Annotated in this window: 18 protein-coding genes; 10 read left to right on the plus strand and 8 right to left on the minus strand. The window is 63.1% G+C overall.

Annotated features, from left to right (window positions below):
* Positions 1-176: 176 nt before the first annotated feature.
* The 4 genes from LU682_RS20490 (at position 177) to dacB (ending at position 6476) form a co-directional block, all read left to right on the plus strand.
* Positions 177-794, plus strand: coding sequence for a response regulator transcription factor (locus LU682_RS20490; protein WP_003248700.1), 618 nt, complete (start codon positions 177-179; stop codon positions 792-794).
* 8 nt (positions 795-802) lie between these two features.
* A complete protein-coding gene (locus LU682_RS20495; RefSeq protein WP_060489103.1) occupies positions 803-4435 on the plus strand; it encodes an ATP-binding protein in 3633 nt (1210 codons plus the stop codon).
* A 41-nt stretch (positions 4436-4476) separates the two neighbouring features.
* Positions 4477-4821: a YggL family protein gene (locus tag LU682_RS20500; RefSeq protein ID WP_003248695.1), complete on the plus strand. Its 345-nt coding sequence runs from the start codon at positions 4477-4479 to the stop codon at positions 4819-4821.
* 200 nt (positions 4822-5021) lie between these two features.
* The gene (dacB, locus tag LU682_RS20505) at positions 5022-6476 is read left to right on the plus strand and encodes a D-alanyl-D-alanine carboxypeptidase/D-alanyl-D-alanine endopeptidase (protein WP_049586694.1); all 1455 of its coding nucleotides are present in this window, start codon (positions 5022-5024) and stop codon (positions 6474-6476) included.
* Between the two features lie 105 nt (positions 6477-6581).
* On the opposite strand, the gene LU682_RS20510 is transcribed toward dacB, so the two are convergent.
* Positions 6582-8984, minus strand: coding sequence for a sensor domain-containing diguanylate cyclase (locus LU682_RS20510; RefSeq protein ID WP_060489101.1), 2403 nt, complete (start codon positions 8982-8984; stop codon positions 6582-6584).
* A gap of 94 nt (positions 8985-9078) precedes the next feature.
* Entirely contained in the window at positions 9079-11271 is a 2193-nt protein-coding gene (gene rlmKL, locus LU682_RS20515; protein WP_232857586.1) for a bifunctional 23S rRNA (guanine(2069)-N(7))-methyltransferase RlmK/23S rRNA (guanine(2445)-N(2))-methyltransferase RlmL, read from the minus strand.
* A 562-nt stretch (positions 11272-11833) separates the two neighbouring features.
* On the opposite strand from rlmKL, the gene rmf reads away from it, so the two are divergent.
* Positions 11834-12049: a ribosome modulation factor gene (gene rmf, locus LU682_RS20520; protein ID WP_003248687.1), complete on the plus strand. Its 216-nt coding sequence runs from the start codon at positions 11834-11836 to the stop codon at positions 12047-12049.
* A gap of 143 nt (positions 12050-12192) precedes the next feature.
* Here the strand turns inward: rmf and LU682_RS20525 are convergent, their stop codons facing one another.
* Positions 12193-13215, minus strand: coding sequence for a quinone-dependent dihydroorotate dehydrogenase (locus LU682_RS20525; protein ID WP_010953095.1), 1023 nt, complete (start codon positions 13213-13215; stop codon positions 12193-12195).
* A 137-nt stretch (positions 13216-13352) separates the two neighbouring features.
* On the opposite strand from LU682_RS20525, the gene LU682_RS20530 reads away from it, so the two are divergent.
* From LU682_RS20530 to cobA, 5 genes are all read left to right on the plus strand, one after another.
* Positions 13353-14567: a CmpA/NrtA family ABC transporter substrate-binding protein gene (locus LU682_RS20530; RefSeq protein WP_010953094.1), complete on the plus strand. Its 1215-nt coding sequence runs from the start codon at positions 13353-13355 to the stop codon at positions 14565-14567.
* Between the two features lie 11 nt (positions 14568-14578).
* Positions 14579-15154 (plus strand): ANTAR domain-containing response regulator, encoded by a 576-nt coding sequence (locus tag LU682_RS20535; protein ID WP_003248677.1) that lies wholly within the window; start codon positions 14579-14581, stop codon positions 15152-15154.
* 184 nt (positions 15155-15338) lie between these two features.
* Positions 15339-16550, plus strand: coding sequence for a nitrate/nitrite transporter (locus tag LU682_RS20540; protein ID WP_049586692.1), 1212 nt, complete (start codon positions 15339-15341; stop codon positions 16548-16550).
* Positions 16551-16559: 9 nt separating this feature from the next.
* Positions 16560-18230 (plus strand): bifunctional protein-serine/threonine kinase/phosphatase, encoded by a 1671-nt coding sequence (locus tag LU682_RS20545; RefSeq protein ID WP_010953092.1) that lies wholly within the window; start codon positions 16560-16562, stop codon positions 18228-18230.
* Between the two features lie 27 nt (positions 18231-18257).
* Entirely contained in the window at positions 18258-18998 is a 741-nt protein-coding gene (cobA, locus tag LU682_RS20550; RefSeq protein WP_010953091.1) for a uroporphyrinogen-III C-methyltransferase, read from the plus strand.
* A gap of 86 nt (positions 18999-19084) precedes the next feature.
* Here cobA and LU682_RS20555 read toward each other — a convergent pair whose 3' ends face one another.
* The 5 genes from LU682_RS20555 to LU682_RS20575 form a co-directional block, all read right to left on the minus strand.
* Positions 19085-20119, minus strand: coding sequence for an OmpA family protein (locus tag LU682_RS20555; protein ID WP_010953090.1), 1035 nt, complete (start codon positions 20117-20119; stop codon positions 19085-19087).
* Between the two features lie 111 nt (positions 20120-20230).
* A complete protein-coding gene (gene sigX / locus LU682_RS20560; protein WP_003248665.1) occupies positions 20231-20797 on the minus strand; it encodes an RNA polymerase sigma factor SigX in 567 nt (188 codons plus the stop codon).
* Positions 20798-20910: 113 nt separating this feature from the next.
* The gene (locus LU682_RS20565; protein WP_010953088.1) at positions 20911-21735 is read right to left on the minus strand and encodes a mechanosensitive ion channel family protein; all 825 of its coding nucleotides are present in this window, start codon (positions 21733-21735) and stop codon (positions 20911-20913) included.
* A gap of 2 nt (positions 21736-21737) precedes the next feature.
* Complete coding sequence (locus LU682_RS20570) at positions 21738-22010, minus strand: hypothetical protein (RefSeq protein WP_010953087.1); 273 nt, start codon at positions 22008-22010, stop codon at positions 21738-21740.
* Positions 22011-22097: 87 nt separating this feature from the next.
* The gene (locus LU682_RS20575) at positions 22098-23093 is read right to left on the minus strand and encodes a zinc transporter ZntB (RefSeq protein WP_003248655.1); all 996 of its coding nucleotides are present in this window, start codon (positions 23091-23093) and stop codon (positions 22098-22100) included.
* Between the last annotated feature and the right edge of the window lie 7 nt (positions 23094-23100).

Below are 23100 nucleotides of genomic sequence, written 5' to 3' on the forward strand. Positions count from 1 at the left end.
AAAGTTACCAAAATCGCTTTGACAGCGAGTTAAGCACACCTATTCCGTAGCCCATTTTGTTTTATCTTGTAAGCCGTTTCCCATATAGGCCTAACAGCCATTCCTCGCACGCCTGAGGACTTCCAACTGCGATAAGGTGCCCCTGTCACCCTCAATCGACCGCAGGGAAGTTGAACATGCACTCCATATTTATCGTTGACGACCATCCGGTGATTCGCCTGGCCGTGCGTATGCTGCTGGAAAACCAGAATTACAAGATTGTCGGCGAGTCGGACAACGGCGTAGACGCCATGCAGATGATCCGCGAGAGCAACCCCGACCTGGTCATTCTCGACATCAGCATCCCCAAGCTAGACGGCCTGGAGGTGCTGGCCCGCTTTCAGAGCATGGCCCTGCCCTTGAAGGTTCTGGTGCTGACTGCACAGTCCCCGGCATTGTTTGCCGTACGTTGCATGCACTCGGGCGCGGCGGGTTATGTCTGCAAACAGGAAGACCTGAGCGAACTGCTCAGTGCAATCAAGGCTGTACTGGCCGGTTATAACTACTTCCCCAGCCAGGCAATAAAAAACAACCAGACCACCGACAGTGACCTGCAACTTTTCCGCCAGGTAAATGACCGCGAACTGATGGTGCTTCAACTTTTCGCCCAAGGCCGCAGCAACAAGGAAATTGCCAAGGGCATGTTTCTCAGCAGCAAGACTGTCAGTACCTACAAGAAGCGCCTCATGCACAAACTGCAAGTCAATACGCTGGTCGATCTGATCGAGATGGCCAAGCGCAACGCGCTGGTCTGAACGTGGTCATGGCCCGAGTTATCAATCGCCTGCTGCTCGTCCTGCTGCTGCTCAGCGGCGCGACACAGGCTGGCCATCGCGAAGCCGCGTCCTTTACGCTACTGGCGCGCTCATCGGCCCGCCCCGTCCAGCCCGTGCTCACGCCCGAACAACGGCAATGGCGCGAAGGCCGGCAGGAACTGGTGCTGGGCACGTCGGCACCCGACTATCCACCGTTCGACATCACCGGTGGCGGCAACGACTACCAGGGCCTGACCGCCGAGTATGCAAACCTGATCGGCAAGGCCTTGCAGTTGCCAGTGAGGGTGCTGCGTTTCTCCAGCCGGCAGGCGGCGGTGGAGGCGCTCAGGCACGGTGATATCGACCTGCTGGGCAGCGCCAATGGCTACGAAGCGGCCAGTGACGGCCTGGCACTGTCGCGCCCCTATGCCGTCGACCAACCTGTACTGGTAACGCGTGAAGACGAAAACCGGGCACTGGACACGGACCTTGCCGGCATGCGCCTGGGCATGCTCTACCACTATTTGCCCAGACAGGAAGTACTCACCGCCTACCCCAAGGCCGAGCTGCTGGCCTTCGGTTCTTCCAGCCAGGCACTGAATGCTGTCGCGTTCGGGCAGGCCGACGTGTTCATCGGCGATACCATCTCCACACACTACCAGCTCAACCGTGGTCATCTGCCCCGCCTGCGCATGGCCAACTTCGGCAAACACGAGGCCATCGGCTTCGGTTTTGCCTTGCGTCAGCAAGATACCGTGCTGCTGGACCTGGTGAACACCATCCTGGACAGGCAAAGCCCGGCCATTCGCTCCAGTATCTTCAAACGCTGGAGCGCCGGCAGCGACCTGTTGCTGAGCGATCGCCAACTGCAATTGAGCGCGGCCGAGCAGCAGTGGCTGGAGAAGCACCCCGTGATGCGCGTGGCAGCCGATGACGCGGCTGCACCACTGTCCTACTTCGATGATTCGGGACATTTCCGAGGCATCACCGCCGACCTGCTGGAACTCATTCGCCTGCGCACCGGGTTGCGTTTCGAAGTGCAGCGCGCCAGTGGCATTGCCGACATGGTCGCTCGCCTCAAGGATGGCCGGGCCGATGTCATCGCCGCACTGGCCAGCGCCGGCAAAGCAGGGGACGACCTGCAAATCAGCCGCCCCTACCTCGAAAGCGCCTATGTGCTGGTCAACCACAAGGACAACAACGCATTGAGTTCACTGGAGCAGTTGCAGGGGCATCGCATCGCCATTACCCGCTACAGCACCATGAACGCCATGCTGTCCCGGGACTACCCAAAGATAAGCTGGGTCGAAACCGAAAGCGCGTTCTACTCCATGGCGTTGCTCAACAGCGGGGCTGTCGATGCGGTGATCACCACCCTGATCGACGCCAATCACGCCCTGGCCAGCAACCCAGAACTGGTCATCCGCACCTCGGTCGGCAGCGAACCCGCCAACTTCGCCATGGCCACCATTGCCCCGTCACCGGCGCTGTTGTCGATCCTCGACAAAGCTTTGCTGAGCATCTCACCGGAAGAGCTGGGGGTAATCAACAACCGCTGGCGTGGCTTTGGCAGGCATGAGGATGACAACTCCAAAGGCTACAGCCGCCTGGCCCTGCAGGTGGTGCTGGCCACGGCCGTGCTTTTGTTGCTGGCCCTGCTCTGGAATGCCCGCCTGCGCCTGCAGATTCGCCAGCGCCAGCGCGCCGAACGCGCGCTGAACGACCAGTTGGAATTCATGCGCGCCCTGCTCAACGGTACGCCCCACCCCATGTATGTGCGCGACCGCGAGGGTTGCCTGAAAAGTTGCAACTACAGCTACCTTGAAGCCGTGCAGGCCCGCTCCGATCAGGTGATCGGCAAAAAACTCAAGGACAGCCTGTTTGCCGATTCCGAGCAGGCTCGGCAGATCCAGGCGGATTACCAGAAAGTCATGGCGGCGGGCTCACCACTGATCAAGGACCGTCCATTACGGATCAAGGGCCGGGACCTGACCATCTACCACTGGATCCTGCCGTACCGCGACTCCCTGGGTGAGGTGCAGGGGATCATCGGCGGCTGGATCGACATCAGCGAACGCCGCCAACTGGTCCTGGAGCTGCGCCAGGCCAAGCAGCAGGCCGACGATGCCAACCGCGCCAAGAGCACGTTCCTGGCGACCATCAGCCACGAAATCCGCACCCCGATGAATGCCGTGATCGGCATGCTGGAACTGGCGGTCAAGCGCGCCGACCAGGGCCGGGTGGACCGCAGCGCGCTGGAACTGGCACACCATTCGGCCAAAGACCTGCTAGGCCTGATCGGTGACATTCTCGACATCGTGCGCATCGAGTCCGGGCACTTGTCCCTGGCCCCGGAGGTGGTCGACCTGGCGGCGCTGGTCGAATCGGTGGCGCGCATTTTCGATGGTCAGGCGCGGCAGAAAGGCCTGGCCCTGGAGGTGCAGATCGCCCCGGCCGCACGCTGCCATGTCCTGCTTGACCCGCTGCGCTTCAAGCAGGTGCTGTCCAACCTGGTGAGCAATGCCATCAAGTTCACCGAGCACGGTCAGGTGCGCATCAGCGTCAGGCTGCTGGATGACGGAACCAGCACACCAGCCGTACTGGAGCTGGAGGTGCGCGACAGTGGCATCGGCATCCACCCCGACGACCTGCAGCGCCTGTTCAACCCGTTCATCCAGGCCAACCCGCACAGCCAGGGCGCCCGCGCCGGTACCGGGCTGGGCCTGGCCATCTGCCGCAACCTGTGCGAAATGATGGGCGGCAGCCTGTCCATGAAGAGCCTGGAGGATGTCGGTACCCAGGTGCGCCTGAAGATGCCGCTGCAACGGGTGGATGGCGCAGAGCAGCCCAAACCGCTGCCCGAGCAGCTCGACGTGCCCGACCCACGGCTGAACGTGCTGGTCATCGATGATCACCCTGCCAACCTGCAACTGATGGCGCAACAACTTGGCTACCTGGGCCTGGAGCACGCCAGCGCCCGCGATGGGCAGGAAGGCCTGGCGACCTGGCGGGAAGGCGACTTCGATGTGCTGGTACTCGACTGCAACATGCCGCACATGAACGGTTACCAGCTGGCCACTGCCGTGCGCGCCGAAGAACGCCATGGCAAGCGACCACCCTGCACCATCCTCGGCTATACCGCCAACGCACAGCCGGAAGTACGCCGCAAGTGCCTGACCGCCGGCATGGACGACTGTCTGCTCAAGCCCATCAGCCTGAGCACCCTCAGCCAGCGCCTGGCTGGCATTCGCCCGCGCCGCCAGCAACGCCCCCGACGCAAGCTGTACCAGCTGGAGGGCCTGGCCGCCGTGGTCGGGCCTGACCCGGTTGACCGTCAGCGCTTCCTGGAAACCTTGCACCAGAGCCTTCAGGCCGACCTGGCCAGCCTGATGGCGCTTCACCCGCAACACGACAGCGGCGCCATTGCCGAGCAGGCCCACAAGGTGCTCAGCGCCGCGCGCATGCTGGAAGCCCCTGACCTGATGGCGGCCTGTGAAGCCCTCGAGGCCAGCGACTTGCCCACTGCCCAGGTGCGCCTGCGGCGCCAGGCACTGGCACGGCATATGTGCCGAGTGGAACGTGCCCTGGCCAAGGAATTGGCCACAAGCACGGATACTCAGGCAGGCAACCACACGTGTTAACTGGTAGACTGCGCGGCGTTATTACCTAAGAGGATTGTTTCATGGCCACAAACCGCTCCCGTCGTCTGCGCAAGAAGCTGTGTGTCGACGAGTTTCAGGAATTGGGCTTCGAGCTGAACCTGGAATTCAAGGAAGATCTGGATGACCAGGCTATCGATGCTTTCCTCGACGCGTTCCTGGAAGAAGCCATGGACGCCAACGGCCTGGATTATGTAGGCGGTGACGATTTCGGCCTGGTGTGCTCGGTCAAACGCGGCTCGGTCAGCGAAGAACAGCGCGCTGCCGTTGAAGCCTGGCTCAAAGGCCGCAGCGAACTGACCAAGATCGAAGTCAGCCCGCTGCTGGATGCCTGGTACCCGGAAAAGCCTATCAACAAGGCTGAGTGATACTTGTCAGCTTCGGGCTGAAAGGTTGATTGCTGAAAAGGCCACCCCATTCGGGTGGCCTTTTTATTGGCGATGCTTTTCCGTCGAACGTGACGCATCGCGGCTGCGCTTGGGGCATAATGCGTACTGTTTACGTCGTGGGGCCATCATCTCTTACAGCCCCAAAGCCCTTTTCCCTCGCCGCAGGGTATTCACTCGCTATGATCAAAACGCTTCGTCCCCTCATACTTGCCGGCCTGCTGTTGCCACTTGCCTTGCCCAGCCACGCCGCCGTCAATACCACCCTGCCTGCCAAAGTGCAGCAGGCGCTCAAGGCCAACAAGCTGCAGGACACAGCACTGTCGCTGGTGATGCTGCCGCTGGACGGCCCCGGCACCCCGACCGTGTTCAATGCCGATGTGTCGGTGAACCCGGCGTCGACCATGAAACTGGTCACCACCTACGCCGCCCTCGAACTGCTTGGCCCGACCTTCCAGTGGAAAACCGAGTTCTACACCGACGGCACCCTGAGCAACGGCGTGCTTAACGGTAACCTCTACCTTAAAGGTGGCGGTGACCCCAAACTGAACATGGAAAAGCTGTGGCTGCTGATGCGTGACCTGCGCGCCAATGGCGTGCGCACCGTCACCGGTGACCTGGTGCTGGACCGCAGCCACTTCGTGCAACCCAACCTGCCGCAGTTCAACGACGACGGCGGTGATGAAAACAAGCCGTTCCTGGTCAAGCCCGACTCGCTGCTGGTCAACCTCAAGGCCCTGCGCTTCGTGGCGCGCAATGATGGTGGCAAGGTCACCGTCGCCGTCGAGCCACCGATTGCCCGCATCCGCATCGACAACCAGGTCAAGCCGGTAGCCTCTAAGAAATGCACCGGTGATGTGCGCTACAACCCGGTGCCCCAGGCCGACGGCATCAGTGTAACGGTCAGCGGCCAACTAGGTGACGGCTGCAACTCGCAAACCTACCTGTCACTGCTCGACCATTCCACCTACGCCGCCGGTGCCGTGCGCGCAATCTGGAACGAACTGGGTGGCAACATCCAGGGTGGCGACCGCATCGAGAATGTGCCCAAGAGTGCTCGCCTGCTGGCCCGCGCCTTCTCGCCAGACCTGGTGGAAGTGATCCGCGACATCAACAAGTACAGCAACAACACCATGGCCCAGCAGCTGTTCCTGAGCCTTGGCGCGCAGTTCCGCACCGATGCCGATGGCGACGACGCCCGTGCTGCCCAGCGCGTGGTACGCCAATGGCTGGCGAAAAAGGGCATCACCGCGCCGCATCTGGTGATGGAAAACGGCTCTGGCCTGTCGCGTGCCGAACGGGTCAGTACCCGGGAAATGGCCGAGATGCTGAAAGCCGCCTGGAAGAGCCCTTATGCTGCCGAATTCATGAGCTCGATGCCGCTGGTGGGCATGGACGGCACGATGCGCAAGCGTCTCAAGCGCACCGCGATGGCCGGCGAAGGGCACATCAAGACCGGCACACTGAACACTGTGCGGGCGATTGCCGGCTTCAGCCGCGACAGTAACGGCCATACCTGGGCGGTAGCGGCGATTCTCAACGACCCGAAACCGTGGGGTGCCTCGCAGGTGCTGGATCAGGTGTTGCTTGACCTGTATCGCCAGCCGAAGCTGGCTGGCAGTACAGCGGCCAACTGACGCCACCTGCCACACACCCGGGCCCGCTTGCGCGGTCGATGCAGGAGCGGCTTTGCGTCCCGAAAGGGCCGCAAAGCGGCCCCCACGCCGACCGCGCGCACGGTTTTATACCGGCTCCCCCTCCACCCGGTCCCGCCCGGCCTGTTTGGCCGCATATACGCCGGCGTCGGCGCGCAACAGCAAGGCATCGGCGCCTTCGCCCGACCGCCAGCCCGCCACACCGAAGCTTGCAGTCACCTGGCCCACGCCTTCCACCGGTACATTGCGCACCCCTTGCCATAACTCCAGCGCCAGCAGCCGGGCCTGATTGGCATCGCTGCCCGGGCAAAGCACCATGAACTCTTCCCCGCCCAAGCGGCAGAACACATCGGTACGCCGCAAACGCTGAGCGATGCGCTGGCACAGGCTACGCAGCACCCGGTCGCCGACGGCATGGCCGAAGCGGTCGTTGATGCGCTTGAAGTGATCAATGTCGAGCATGATCACCGCCAGCGGCAAGCCATCGCGCTGGGCCCTTTCCAGTTCGATCTTGAGCCGCTCCTGGAAATAGCGACGGTTATGGATACCGGTCAGCGAGTCGGTGACCGACAGCGCCCGCAACTCTTCCTCCACACCCTTCAGGTCGGAGATGTCAGTCAGGTAGCCATGCCACAGGGTGCAGCCCTGCTCGCCCACTTCCGGGGTCGCCTCGCCACGCACCCAGCGCAGTCCGGCCCGTGGCAGGCAGACTCGATACTCCTCACGCCAGGGTGACAAGTGTTCGGCCGAATAGCGCACCGAGCGGCGCACGCGTTCCAGGTCATCGGGGTGGATACGTTCGAACACCGCCGAGGCATCCTCACGCAACTGCATCAGGTCGATCTCATAAATGTCATACAGGCCCATGCTGGCGTATGGAAAACACGAATGGCCGTTGGCATCCAGGCGATATTGGTAGATGCCGCCCGGCACCTCGGCACTGAGCTTTTCCAGCAACCGGTCACGCGCTGCCAACGCCTCATGCACCCGGCGCCGCTCGGTCACGTCAATGCAGATGGCCAGGTAGCCAACCCACAACCCCTGTTCGTCGAGCATGGCAGTCACCAGCATGTTGGCGACCAGCTGGCTGCCATCGGCCCGTAGCAAGGTCCACTCGCCAGGCTCGGCCCCGTGCTCCTGCACCGTTTCAGCGAACATCGCCTGGCCGCCAGCAATGGCGCGGCCAAAACGCAAGCTCAAGGCCTGGGCACGCAGGTTCAGCTCCTCCGGCAGTACCAGGTCTTCAAGGCGCAACCGGCCGATCGCTTCGCTGGCCGCGTAACCGAGCATGCGTTCGGCACCGGCGTTGAACGTGCTGACCACCCCCTTGAGGTTGGTGGCGATGATCGCCACCTGGGTCGCGGCATCCAGCACACTGCGCAGTTGGTTGTGGGTGCCACGCAACGACTGCTCGCTGACCTGCAACTCGGCAGTACGCTGAGCGACCAGGGCCAGGGCGCGCTGACGCTGGCTGAACAGGCTGTAGAGCAGCACGCTGAGCAACAGGCTCAAAAGTCCGCCCAACAAACCGACCGCCATCACCGCCGAGGAGCGGTTCGCCTGCGCGAACGCCTGGCTTGGCTGAATGCTCAGCTGGAAATGGTGATCGGCCAGGCGCAACAACTGATTGCTGGCCAGGGCCAAGGGCGCGACCGGATTTTGCGAGTCGAACAACACGACGGGGCCTTGTAACCCGGACGGGTCCGTGATGCGCACGACCAGGTTGTCATCAACCGCTACCGGTCGACCGTCGCTGACCAGCTCGCGCATGCTCAGCAACGCCATCACATAGCCCACTGCCGCACCGCGGGGGTCGGCATCGGAAAATACCGGCGCCACCATCAGCAGGCCGCGCTCTGCCGACTGGGTATCGAACAGGGCCAATGGCTCGGACACCGCCATGCTGCCCGGCGCCAGCGCCGGCGCCAGCGCCCGCGCCAGGGCCGCCTGGGGCTCGCTTTGACCAGCGAGGTCCAGGCCGTAAGGCAACCCGGGCCGCTCGCTCGATTGGGTATAGAGCACCGGGAAGTAATGGTCGCGCTGCGAAGCCGGGCGCCATTGGCCTTGCGCGTCCAGGTCACGGATCACATAACCTGGGCCGGTATGGGCACTGGCCAGGCGCTCGAATTCGGCGCGTTGCGCAGCCTCGACGCGCGGCGCCCAGGCATAGGCCAAGGTGCGTTGCAGCAGTGGTCGGGCATAGCCGTCGAATTCGCGCGGGGTGATCTCGCTGGAAAAACTGAAGAACCGCCGCAGCCCGTCCAAGCGCTGCTGCTGTTCGTCAAAGCGCTCGGCAATACGGCTGGCGCGCTCGCTGGCCAGCAGCTCGAAGCGCTGGCGCAGCTGCTGTTTGTAGAAGGTGTGCGCGGCAAATGCCAAGGCAGCGGTCAACAAGCCGCCCGCCACCAGTGCAATCAGCGCCATCGCCCAGGCGGACGCCCTCTCTGTGCACAAGCCAAGCAACCGCGCACGCACGCCACACTTTGACATACACCCATCTCGTCACGTCAGCGTCCTGCGGATTATCTTGCCCTGCCCTCAGTTATAGCTATTGGCCATTAGCCGCGCAATGTACCTCGTCGCCTCAACGAAGCTGCAAACGCCAGGCGCGGTGGATACGGTTGTTACGGGCGAAGTCCGGATCCAGGGTCTGGGCGCTGATTTCTTCCACCACGTAACGCGCAATCAGGTGCTCGTCCAGCTGGAACTTGCGGAAGTTGTTGGAGAAATACAGCACGCCCCCCGGCGCCAGACGGGCCATGGCCAGGTCCAACAGCTGCACATGGTCACGCTGCACGTCGAATACGCCTTCCATACGCTTGGAGTTGGAGAAGGTTGGCGGGTCGATGAAGATCAGGTCGTAGCTGTCACGGTTGCCTTCCAGCCAGGTCATTACATCGCTCTGCTCCAGGCGGTTGCGCTCGGAATAGCCATTGAGCGCCAGGTTACGCCGTGCCCAGTCCAGGTAGGTTTTCGACAGGTCGACGCTGGTGGTGCTGCGCGCACCGCCCTTGGCCGCGTGCACGGTGGCCGTGGCGGTGTAGCAGAACAGGTTGAGGAAGCGCTTGCCGGCAGCCTCGCGCTGGATGCGCATACGCATCGGGCGGTGGTCGAGGAACAGCCCGGTATCCAGGTAGTCGGTGAGGTTGACCAGCAGCTTGACGCCACCTTCGTTCACTTCCTGGAAACGGCCCTCGGTAGCCTGACGTTCGTACTGGCGCGTGCCGCTTTGCCGCTCGCGACGCTTGAGCACTACACGCTGCGGCGAAATGCCCAGCGCCTGCGGGATGGCAGCCAGTGCGTCGAGCAGACGGGCCTGAGCCTTGTCCGGGTCGACCGAACGTGGCGCGGCGTATTCCTGCACGTGTACCCAGTCCTGATACAGGTCGACCGCGAGGGCATATTCGGGCATGTCGGCATCGTACAGCCGGTAGCAGTCGATCTGCTCGCGACGGGCCCACTTGCCCAGTTGCTTGAGGTTCTTCTGCAGGCGGTTGGCAAACATCTGCGCCCCTTCCGAGAGCCGCGCGGGCTCGCTGGCCTGCGGCACCTGCTGTCGGGCTTCGGTGCCTTCAGGTTGCGCTTCGCGGCGTTCACCGGTGACGAACTGGTCCGGCTGCACCTTGAACAGCAGCAGCTTGCACGGCAATGCGCCGTTCCAGAACGCGTACTGCTTATGGCTACGAATACCCATGCGCTTGCCCAGTTGCGGCGCACCGGTGAATACCGCTGCTTCCCAGCCCATGCAGGCCTGGCGCAGGCGCTCACCCAGATTCTGGTAGAGGTACAGCAGGCTGGCTTCGTCACCCAGACGCTCACCGTAGGGCGGGTTGCTGATGACCAGGCCTTTCTGGTTCTGGTCCGGGCGTGGCTCGAAGGTGCTCACTTCGCCCTGGTAGATCTTCACCCAGTCGCCCAGGCCGGCACGCTCGACGTTGTTGCGGCCCGGCTGGATCAGCCGTGGGTCAGCCTCATAGCCACGGATCCACAGCGGTGGCTTGGCCAGGCCGGCCTGCGCGCGCGCCTGCGCTTCGTCATGCACCTTGCGCCACAGCGCCGGCACATGGCCGAGCCAAGCACTGAAGCCCCAGCGTTCGCGCTTGAGGTTGGGGGCGATATCGGCGGCGATCATCGCGGCCTCGACCAGGAAGGTACCCACGCCGCACATCGGGTCGGCCAGCGCACCACCTTCGGCAGCAATACGCGGCCAGCCAGCACGGATCAGCACCGCTGCCGCCAGGTTTTCCTTCAGCGGCGCGGCGCCTTGCTGCAGGCGGTAGCCACGCTGGTGCAGGCTGTGCCCAGACAGGTCGAGGGACAGAATGGCCTCGCCGCGGTCCAGGCGCAGATGCACACGCACGTCAGGGTCGATCTTTTCCACGGACGGGCGCAGGCCTTCGCGGTTACGCAGCTTGTCGACGATCGCATCCTTGACCTTCAGCGCACCGAAGTGGGTATTGTCGATGCCAGAGCCATGGCCGCTGAACTCCACCGCCAGGGTGCCGTCGGCTGCCAGGTGGTCGGCCCAGTCGACCGCGTGCACACCGTCGTAAAGGTCGTCGGCGTTCTTCATCGAGAAGCGCTTGAGCACCAGCAATACGCGGTTGGCCAGACGTGACCAGACACACAGGCGGTAAGCAGTTTCCATGTCGGCGGCGCCGCGAATGGCCGAGGTGTGCTCGCGCACCTCGTCAAGGCCGAGGCCCTTGGCCTCTTCGGCGAGCAGGCTTTCAAGGCCTTTGGGACAGGTGAGGTAAAGTTCGAAACGGTCCGACATGAGTATTCCAGCGCCTTGGGCTATTTGACTGACGGGGCGACGCATCGCCCCGCGATGTTTGCCCGTACACCTTTCCAGCAGGCGTGCGGGTGGCCTTCTGCGACACACAACGTGCTGCAGAAAAGCCGGGCCGCCTGACCGATCCGTGCCTGGCCCAGTGGCAAGGACAGCTTAGATCATCAGGCAGTACGCATAATTCTGGCGATCTCCGGGCCAATGTGACCCTTCGTCGCATTTCAAATTATTTCTGTCATCCGCAAACAACCCTGGCGAAATGACGTCAAAGATCGGCAAACCCCGATCATTGCAGGGCTAAACACCAAACAAGGTTGAGTCGCATTTATTTACTTATCCCCTCACCCTTGGAAAGGTTACGTGCTTATGACAAATCGGTCATTCACACCGTGACTCGCATTCGATAGAACTGGTCTCAGGCCGCTTCGCAACGAGGCGGCACTTTCAGCTCGCCACGCCGGCAGCGAGCGCAAACCGGCAGAACGACTCTGCCCGGCCTCGGAGAGGCCGACGGGACATTACAGTCAACAAGTGAGGGCAACACCCTATGAGAAGACTTAAGCGTGATCCGTTGGAAAGAGCATATTCACGTGGCTACCAATACGGGGTCACCGGCAAATCCCGCGAACTTTGCCCCTTCAATCTTCCTTCTGTTCGCCAAGCCTGGATCAACGGCTGGCGTGAAGGTCGCGGTGATAACTGGGACGGAATGACTGGCACCGCTGGCATCCATAGACTCAACGAAAATCACGCCGTTGGCTGAACGAGGACACTGAATTCGATTTACCATGCACGCCCCATCCGGGCGGCGGGCGAAGGCCCAGGGGCCCCTTGAAGGGGCCCTTTTTTATGCCTTGGCAAACCTCATCAGCTGCACCCACCCGCCCCCCCACAGGGGCGGGCTGGTCACCGCGGCATTGCCGCGATAGCATCCACCGCTTCGCGAATCAGCGCCGGCCCTTTGTAGATGAAGCCCGAGTATATCTGCACCAGGCTCGCCCCGGCCGCGATCTTCTCGGCAGCATGGCGGCCTTCGGTAATGCCCCCGGCGGCAATGATCGGCAACTTGCCGCCCAGCTCACCTGCCAGCACCTTGACGATATGGGTGCTCTTCTCCAGCACCGGTGCGCCCGACAGGCCGCCCGCCTCGCCACCGTACGGCAATGCTTCGACACCTTCACGGCCCAGCGTGGTGTTGGTGGCGATCACCGCATCCATGCCCGACTCCATCAGCGCAGCGGCCACCAGCGCCGTTTCTTCGTCGCTCATGTCCGGCGCGATCTTGATTGCCAGGGGCACGCGCTTGCCATGTGCACCGGCCAGTTGTTCGCGGCGCTCGGCCAGGGCGTCGAGCAACTGCTTGAGCGAGTCGCCGAACTGCAGGCTGCGCAGGCCCGGGGTATTGGGCGAGCTGACGTTGACCGTGATGTAGCTGGCGGCGGTGTAGACCTTGTCCAGGCAGATCAGGTAGTCATCGACAGCACGTTCGACCGGGGTATCGAAGTTCTTGCCGATGTTGATGCCCAGCACCCCCTTGTAGCGCGAGGCGCGTACGCGCCCCAGCAGGTGATCAACGCCCAGGTTGTTGAAGCCCATGCGGTTGATGATGGCCGTGGCTTCCGGCAGGCGGAACAACCGTGGCTTGGGGTTGCCAGGCTGCGGACGCGGGGTGACAGTGCCGATTTCGACAAAACCGAAGCCCAGCTGGGCGAAGCCGTCGATGGCCGCGCCGTTCTTGTCCAGGCCAGCCGCCAGCCCCACCGGGTTGGCGAAGTTCAAGCCCATGACCGAAACCGGCAATGACGCCGGTTGCTTGCACAGCATGCCGTTGAGGCCCAAACGGCCACCGGCGCCGATCAGGTCCAGGGACAGGTCGTGGGAAGTTTCCGGGGAAAGCTTGAACAGCAGCTGGCGGGCCAGGGTATACATGGGCGGGCAAGGCTCAGGGTGAGTGAGGGGGCGATTATAGCCAGCGCGGGGCTGGCAGGACAGCAAATCGTGGAGCGCTTGGCACATCGGTTGCACCCGTTCAGCCCACAGCCTTATCAGTAAGGGCGAGGACTCTTGTGAACACTGTACCCCGAGCAACGCCCCTGGCCTGGGTCAACGGCAGCGACGCGCCGGAAAAAACCAGCCTGAACATCGGCTATATGGCCCTGACCGACTGCGCCTCGGTCGTGGTCGCCGCCACCCAGGGCTTCGCCCAGCAGCACGGCCTTACCCTCAACCTCCAGCGCCAGGGCTCGTGGGCCGGGCTGCGCGACAAGCTGGTCAGCGGCGAACTGGACGCCGCACATTGCCTGTATGGCCTGGTCTACGCCGTGCACCTGGGCATTGGCGGCGTACCTGCCAGCGACATGGCCGTGCTCATGGGGCTGAACCAGAACGCCCAGGCTATCAACCTGTCCCCTGCCTTGCAGCGCAAGGGCGTGACCAACCCTGAGGCACTGGCGCGCCTGGTGCACCAGCATGGCGCACGCCTGACGTTCGCCCAGACCTTCCCCACCGGCACCCACGCCATGTGGCTGTATTACTGGCTGGCCAGCCAGGGCATTCACCCGCTGCGCGACGTCGACAGCGTAGTGGTGCCACCGGCGCAGATGGCTGCACACCTCCAGGCCGGGCGCATTGACGGCTTCTGCGTTGGTGAGCCCTGGGCCGCCGACGCGGTGGCCAAAGGCCAAGGCTTCACCCTGGCCACCAGCCAGTCGATCTGGCCGGATCACCCGGAAAAGGTCCTGGCCTGCGCCCGCGTCTTTGCCGAGCAATACCCCAACAGCGCCCGTGCGCTGATCAAGGCGATCCTCACCGCCAGCCGATTCATCGAGCAAAGCCCGGAAAACCGCCGCAGCACCGCGCAACTGCTCAGCGCAAGCGCTTACCTGGACACCCCGCTGGACAGCATAGCCCCCCGCCTGCTCGGCCATTATGAGGATGGCCTGGGCAACCAGTGGCAAGACCCACACGCCCTGCGCCTGTTCGACCAAGGCCGGGCCAACCTGCCCTACCTGTCCGACGGTATGTGGTTCATGACCCAGTTCCGCCGCTGGGGCCTGCTGCGCGAAGACCCCGACTACCTCGGCGTGGCCCGGCAGGTCCAGCAACTGCAGTTGTACAGCGAGGCCGCACAGAGCCTGGGCATCGCTTGCCCAGGCCAACCGATGCGCAGCAGCCTGCTGATCGATGGCTCCCGCTGGGACGGCAGCGACCCCTTCGGCTATGCCCGCAGTTTCAGCTTGCATGCCTTGGGCGAGTTGCCCGATGCCCGTGTCGGCGCGTGAGGGGGACGAACATGTTGCGCATCCTGCTTATCGACGACACCCAGAGCAAGCTCGGTCGCCTGAGGGCTGCGTTGAGTGAGGCCGGCTTCGAGATCATCGAAGCCCCAGACCTGACCATCGACCTGCCCGCCTGCGTCGAAACGGTGCGCCCGGACGTGGTGCTGATCGATACCGACTCGCCAGACCGCGATGTGATGGAACAGGTAGTGCTGGTCAGCCGTGACCAGCCGCGGCCCATCGTGTTGTTCACCGACGAGCACGACCCCGGGATGATGCGCCAGGCGATCCAGGCAGGGGTCAGTGCCTATATCGTCGAAGGTATCCATGCTGCGCGGCTGCAGCCGATCCTGGACGTGGCCATGGCCCGCTTCGAAAGCGACCAGGCACTGAAGGCACAGCTGCTGGCGCGCGACCAGCAATTGGCCGAACGCAAGCGCATCGAGCAGGCCAAGGGCTTGCTGATGAAAATGAAGGACTGCAACGAAGAGCAGGCCTACACCCTGATGCGTCGCCAGGCCATGAGCCGGCAGCAGAAGCTGATCCAGGTTGCCGAACAGATCATTGCCATGCATGAGATGCTCGGCTGATGCGCTGAAAATTCCGAGCAAGCCGCCCCGGAAGTTGGCCCATCTCTTGCTGAACAAATCTCACCGGTAGCCAACGGCGGTTACCCCACTTGAATCCCGACAAAGACGTCGCTCTCCCCTCCACACCCATGGAGCGGGTAGCGGCGTCTTTTTCGTTCCGTTGTACTACCGAGTGAGGTGTTCGATGAGTGCCAGCTTCTGGAAATCCGGGCATGTGCCCACGCTGTTCGCCGCGTTTCTGTACTTCGACCTCAGCTTCATGGTCTGGTACCTGCTGGGCCCGTTGGCGGTGCAGATTGCTGCCGACCTGCAACTGAGCGCACAACAACGGGGCCTGATGGTGGCCACGCCGATCCTGGCCGGGGCAATCCTGCGCTTCGCCATGGGCGTTCTGGTCGACCGCCTGTCGCCCAAGACGGCTGGCCTGATCGGCCAGGTGGTGGTCATCGTCGCCCTGGCCGCAGCCTGGCACCTTGGCGTACACAGCTATGAACAGGCCCTGCTGCTAGGCGTGTTCCTGGGCTTTGCCGGTGCGTCCTTCGCCGTTTCGCTGCCGCTGGCCTCGCAGTGGTACCCGCCACAGCACCAGGGCAAGGCCATGGGCATCGCCGGCGCAGGCAACTCCGGCACGGTGTTCGCGGCCTTGCTGGCACCGGCACTGGCAGCCGGCTTTGGCTGGAACAATGTGTTCGGCTTTGCGCTGATCCCGCTGTCACTGGCGCTGGTGGTGTTCGCCCTGTTGGCGCGCAATGCCCCGCAACGGCCCAAGCCGAAAGCCATGGCCGACTACCTCAAGGCACTGGGCGACCGTGACAGCTGGTGGTTCATGTTTTTCTACAGCGTTACCTTCGGCGGCTTCATCGGCCTGGCCAGCGCCCTGCCCGGCTATTTCAGCGACCAATACGGCCTGAGCCCGGTCACCGCCGGCTACTACACCGCCGCTTGTGTGTTCGCCGGCAGCCTGATGCGCCCGCTCGGCGGCGCCCTGGCTGACCGTTTTGGCGGCATCCGCACCCTGCTGGGCATGTACGGCGTGGCCGCCATCTGCATTGCCGCAGTCGGCTTCAACCTGCCCTCTGCCGCGGCCGCACTGGCGTTGTTCGTCAGCGCCATGCTCGGCCTGGGTGCCGGCAATGGCGCAGTGTTCCAACTGGTGCCACAACGCTTCCGCCAAGAGATCGGGGTAATGACCGGCCTGATCGGCATGGCCGGGGGCATCGGCGGCTTCCTGCTGGCGGCCGGGCTTGGCACCATCAAGCAGCACACTGGCGATTACCAACTGGGGCTGTGGCTGTTCGCCAGCCTGGGCCTGCTGGCCTGGTTCGGCCTGCACGGGGTGAAACAGCGCTGGCGCACCACCTGGGGCTCGGCTGCAGTCACCGCAGCACGGGTCTGAGGCACGCCGATGAGCCTGCAACTGAGCTTTGCCCAAGCCAGCGCCACCGGGCCGCGCGCGGAAAACCAGGACGCCCTGCGCCTGGTCACGCCGGCACCAGAACTGGCCGCCAGCAAAGGCTACCTGTTCGCCCTGGCCGACGGCGTCAGCCAATGTACCGACGGCGGCCTGGCGGCGCGCGCCAGCCTGCAGGCACTGGCCCTGGATTACTACGCCACGCCGGCCACCTGGAGCGTGGCCCAGGCCCTCGACCGCCTGCTGCTGGCGCAAAACCGCTGGTTGCGCGCCCAGGGCAGCGGCCAGCCGTTGCTGACCACACTTAGCGCGCTGGTGTTGCGCGGCCGGCGCTTTACCTTGGCCCATGTAGGCGACTGCCGGGTGTACCGCTGGCACGAGGGGAACCTGCAATGCCTGAGCGAAGACCATGTCTGGGACCAACCGGGCATGCAGCATGTACTGAAACGGGCGCTGGGCCTGGACCAGCACCTGCTGGTGGATTACCTGGAAGGCGAGCTGCAACCGGGCGAATGTTTTCTGCTGCTCAGCGACGGGGTCTGGGCCAGCCTGGGCGAACAGCACATCCAGGCCGTGCTGCGCGAGCAAACTGACCTGCAACTGGCCGCCGACACCCTGGTGGCCAGTGCCCACCTCAGCGGCAGCAAGGACAACGCCAGCGCCTTACTGGTGCAAGTCGAACAACTGGGCACGGCCAACCTGGGCGATACCCTGGCGCAACTGCAACAATGGCCAGTGCCCGGCCCGCTGCGCGAAGGCCAGGTGATCGACGGCTGGCAGGTCGAAACACTGCATGCGCACAGCCGCCAGTCCTTGCTGTACAAAGTGCGCGATAGCCAGAACCAGCCTTGGCTGCTCAAGACCCTGCCCACTGCACGCGAACAGGAACCGGGGGCGGCGCAAGGGCTGTTGCTGGAAGAGTGGTTTCTGCGCCGCATCGCCGGCCGGCACTTCCCCGAGCTACACGCCGCCAGTCAGCGCCAGCACCTGTACTACGTGATGCGCGAATATCCCGGCCAGAACCTGGCGGCGTTGCTAGCCGAACAGGGCCCGCTGCCCCTGCCGCAATGGCTGGAAGTCGCACGGCAACTGCTGCAGGCAGTCGGTGTGCTGCATCGGCGCAACTTGCTGCACCGCGATATCAAGCCAGACAACCTGCACCTGGGCCGTGATGGCCAGCTGCGCCTGCTGGACTTCGGCCTGGCTTATTGCCCGGGCCTGTCCGAAGACCCGCTGCACGAGCTGCCCGGCACGCCCTCGTATATCGCCCCGGAAGCATTCGATGGCCACCCGCCCAGCCCGCGTCAGGACTTGTATGCAGTGGGCGTGACCCTGTACCACCTGCTGACCGGACACTACCCGTACGGCGAGGTAGAGGCCTTCCAGCGCCCGCGCTTCGGCCAGCCGGTCAACGCCGCGCGCTACCGACCCGACCTGCCGGAATGGCTGCAGCACAACCTGCTGCAGGCCGTGGCGAGCGACCCGGCGCAGCGCTTCGAAACCGCCGAACACTGGTTGCTGCTGCTCGAGCGCGGCGACCGCCAGGAACTGCCCAGCCGCCCCCGGCCGCTGCTGGAACGCGAGCCGCTGAAGGTATGGCGCACCCTGGCCCTGTTGTCGTTGCTGATCAATCTGATACTGCTGTTCACCCTGCTCAAGGGCTGAACGCGCCTTGCCGATGAGGAAACGCTGATGAATGCAAAAGTATGGCTGGTCGGTGCCGGCCCTGGTGACCCTGAACTGCTCACCCTCAAGGCAGTGCGTGCGTTGCAGCAAGCCGCCGTGGTCATGGTAGACGACCTCGTCAACCCGGCAGTGCTCGAGCATTGCCCGCAGGCCCGGATAATGACCGTGGGCAAGCGCGGCGGCTGCCGCTCTACACCGCAAGCGTTCATTCAGCGCCTGATGCTGCGCCACGCGCGACAGGGCCGTTGCGTGGTGCGGCTCAAGGGCGGCGACCCTTGCATTTTCGGCCGTGGCGGTGAAGAGGCGCTGTGGTTGCAAGGGCATGGCATCGAAGTGGAGGTGATCAATGGCATCACCGCCGGCCTGGCCGGGGCCACCCAATGCGGGATTCCCCTGACTTCACGGGGCGTGAGCCGAGGGGTGACGCTGGTGACGGCGCACACCCAGGACGATAGCGAGCTGAACTGGGCGGCCTTGGCTCAGGGCGGGACAACGCTGGTGGTCTACATGGGAGTGGCGCGGCTGGAACAAGTGCGCCAAGGATTGCTGGCGGGGGGCATGGCGCCGGGAATGCCGGTGGCGATGATCGAAAATGCCTCGTTGCCGCAGCAGCGGGAGTGCAGAAGCGATGTGCAGGGAATGGTGGAAGCTGCGCGGGCGTTTGGTTTGCGTAGCCCGGCAATCCTGGTGATTGGGGAGGTGGTTGGGGAGCAGCAGGCTATGGGGCGGATCGCAATCGCAGGCTGACCGCAGGAGCGGCCTTCAGGGCCGGTTAAAACCCAGGCAAAGAAAAACCCGGCCGAGGCCGGGTTTTTCATGAAGCTTCAAACCAATTACTTGGCCTGGGCTTCTACCTGAGCTTCAACGCGACGGTTGACAGCACGGCCTTCTTCGGTGGCGTTGTCAGCAACCGGACGGGTTTCGCCGTAGCCAACCGAGTCAACACGGCTGGATTCTACGCCGTACTGCTGGGTCAGCACTTGCTTGACAGCGTTGGCACGACGCTCGGACAGCTTCTGGTTGTAAGCGTCTGGACCCACGGAGTCAGTGTGACCTTCAACCACGGTGGTGGTTTGTGGGTACTGCTTCATGAAGTCAGCCAGGTTTTTGATGTCGCCGTAGCTGTTAGGCTTGACGACCGACTTGTCGAAGTCGAACTTGACGTCCAGCTCAACGCGAACGACTTCGGCAACAGCCGGGCAGCCGTCGGCGTCAACGGTAACGTTGGCCGGGGTGTCTGGGCACTTGTCGACGTTGTCGCACACGCCGTCGTTGTCGGAGTCGGAGCAGACTTCAGCAACTGGAGCAGGAGCAGCTTCAGCTTGCTTCGGGCTACCGCCGAAGTTCAGGCCAACACCAACGCTCGGGGCCCACTCGGTGTCGCCCTGGTCGATGTTGTACTGAGCTTCTACGCCGGCACGGGCATAGAACATGTCGGTGATGTACCACTTGGCGCCAGCGCCAACGTTGGCGAAGGTGGAGTGGTCACGACCGCCACGGCCGGTCTGGCCCAGCGACTGGTGCGAGAAACCAGCGGAAACGTATGGACGGATAGCGTCGTACGGGTTGTTGAAGTGGTAAACGGCGTCCAGGGCAGTGTTCGAGCCCTTGATGTTCTTGCCGTCTTCGCCACGAGCGTTGTGCACTTCGTCGTAGCCCAGACGCAGCTCAACGTCGTCGGTCAGGAAGTAACCGATCGAGCCGCCGAACAGGTTGCCGTCGTTCTTGAAGTCGCGCTGGCTGTCGAAGAATTCTTTCTTGTAGAAGATTTCAGTCTCGACGGCGCCTTGACCTTGTGCCATAGCGCCAATCGAAGTGGCGGCTACAAGCGAACCAATGGCCAAGCCCAAGGTGTTTTTCAGTTTCATCCGTTAAATCCCCATCTGGTGATAGTTAAGCAGTCCCACCACAAACAAGAGGGACAACTCGACGGCGAGTCTAGCAGAACTCGCCGGTTCGTTAGAGATATTTGCACGCCACTAAGTTTCATCAAGGCCGGCAAATTTCTCCCGAAGCTTGTCTAGCGCGCGCTTGTAACGCATTTTCGTCGCGCTCAGGCCCATGTGCATGATGTCGGCAATTTCCTGGAACTCCAGCTCTGCGACAAAACGCAGCACCAGAATTTCCCGGTCAATCGGGTTCACATGCACCAGCCACTTGTCCAGCCCGCCTTTTTCTTCCGGCTTCGGAGCCTTGTCTTCGGACGCCTCTTCAACAGGGTCCAGACTCAAGGCATCCATCAACCGACGTTTGCGACGCTCCTTGCGGTACTGGGTAATGCACTCGTTGTAGGTGATGCTGTAGAGCCAGGTCTTGAACTTCGACTTACCCTCGAAGTTCTTCAGCCCGTACAGCACTTTCAGCATCACTTCCTGACAGACATCGTCCGCGTCACGGTCGTTCCCCAGATAACGCGCACAGACGTTGAACAGGGTCCGTTGGTAGCGCCGCATGAGCTCTTCATAGGCGCGGGTAACGTGGTACAGCTCCTCATGCGAACGCGCCACCAACTCTTCGTCTGTGAGCTCGCGGGGGTCATAGCGCATGGGCGGCGAATGAACTTTATTCAAAACGGATCTGGCCGACAGTCAGGTCAATGTCGCCGCGCGACCCCGTGGGTCGAATTTCGCGGCGGCATACATTAACAGCTTTTGTGCGGTTAGCGGCTATTGACGCGCTGTTCAAGCAGCTCGCGGTTAGCCAGTGACACCAGTTCGCCATCATCGGTCAGCAGCGTCGTCTTCACCGTACCGATCTCCTCGATATGCCCTTCGACCTCTCCAATCCGCACCTGCTGGCCGACTTGGTACAGCTCGCGCACGTAGATGCCGGCCAGGATCTGCCCGGCAATTTCGCGACTGCCAAGGCCCATGGCCAAGGCAACGGCCAGACCAACGGTAATCAGCCCGATAACGATGACGTGGTTCAGCAGGTCGGTTTTCACTTCAAGCTGGCTGATGGCCACCGAGATGCTGATGATGATCACCAGGCCTTGGGTAATACGCCCCAGGCCCGCCGAATATTCCAGGCCGATACCTTCGGCAGCGCCACGCACCAGGCCGTTGGCCACCTGCGCCAGCAGTACGCCGGCCAGCAGCACCAGAGCCGCGCCGAACACCTTGGGCAAGTACAGGGCGAGCATGTCGAGGGTTGCCGAAACCCGCTCAAGGCCCAGCGATTCGGCAGCCGAGACCAGGAAGATGAGCAGCACGAACCAATAGACGATCTTGCCGATCAGGGTCGAGATCGGCACCTGGATGCCGCCGCGACCGAGCATTTTGGTGAGGCCGGTGCCGGCCATCAGGCGGTCCAGGCCAAATTTGGCCAACAGTTTGGACAGCAGCGTGTCGAGCAGCTTGGCCACCACGAAACCGAGCAGCACCACGACCAGCGCGCCGAACAGGTTGGGGATGAAGTTCGCTACCTTGGTCCAAAGGGCAGTCATCGCGGTGACCAGGCTCTGGGTCCAGAGATCGAGTTCCATATTCAATCGGCCTTATCTGCTTTGCTGCCATTGGCAGCGTTGCGGGAAGAGTGTCGACGCACCGGCGCAACATGCGCCGAGCCATTGTTCACGGCAATCAGCAGCGCCTGGCTCCAGCGGCCAAGCAGGCTGAACAGATCACCCGCGCCAACCTGGCGGTTGGCGGTTTTCAGCACGCGACCCAGGCAAGCGGCGTCGTCCCGGTCGTCCCGGTCATTGCCGGAGGGTGACGCCTTGAGCAGGTCGCGCAGGGATTCTTCAAACGGATCGTGCATGGGCACCTCGCGCAGTGTCAGCAAGAGACGAGATGGCCGGGCGACGGGTCACACATCCTGTTGGCACGAAGGTTTCAAATTGCACAGCTATACCCACCGCAACCGCCGGAACAGCCACCACTGCCCCACGGCCAACCCCAGCACGACGATGCAGGCGAACAGGAAGCCCAAAGGGTTTTCCGCCCCGGGGATGCCGCCGACATTGATGCCCAGCAGCCCGGTGACAAAGCTCATGGGCAGGAAGATGCAGGTGATGATGCCAAAGCGGTACATGGTGCGGTTCATCCGCTCGCTGCGCCGCCGGTCCTCGCTTTCCAGCACCAGCGCAGCGCGTTCGCGGGCCAGTTCCAGCTCTTCGAGGTAGCGGATCAGGCTGTTGTTGAGTTCATTCCAGTAATCGGCGTCGGCATTGGCGAACCAGCTCCATTTGCTGCGCGACAACTGCGCGTAGATTTCCCGTTGCGGGGCGAGAAAGCGGCGCAAGCCAGCGGCACGGCGGCGGATCTGCTGCAGGCTGCCCTGCTCCGGGGCATACCGCTCGTCGGATTCGACCTTTTCTTCCTCCAGATCGACGAGCTCGGCCAGGTCGCTGACCAGGCCCTGGACCTTTTCGGTCAGCAACTCGCCCATCAACAGCAACAGTTCCGAGGCCGATTTCGGCCCCCTGCCCTGTTCCAGCAGCTGGAGAATTTCATCGCTGGCGCGCAACGGCCGCAGGCGCAGCGAAATAACCCGCTGCGCCTCGGCGAAGATGCGTACCGAAACCATGTCTTCGGGCTCGGCACCCGGGTTGAGGTTGACCCCCCGCAGGAACAGCAACAGCTGTTCGTCCGCCATGGGCAGCAGGCGCGGCCGGGTGTTTTCTTCCAGCAGCAGCTCGCAGGCGAACTCGCTCAGGCCGCTGTCGTGCAGCAGCCAGGAACGGGTTTGCGGATGGCTGCGGTCCCAGTGCAGCCACAGGCTCTGCTCCGGTTGCAACTGCAGGTCGTCCAGTTCGGTACGGGCAATCGAGCGCGCGCCACCTTTGCCATCGAGCACCAGGGCATGCACCAGCCCCCACTGCGCGTTGTCTTCCTCGAACATCAAAGCT

The sequence above is a fragment of the Pseudomonas alloputida genome, assembly GCF_021283545.2.
In the GTDB taxonomy this organism is placed as follows: domain Bacteria; phylum Pseudomonadota; class Gammaproteobacteria; order Pseudomonadales; family Pseudomonadaceae; genus Aquipseudomonas; species Aquipseudomonas alloputida.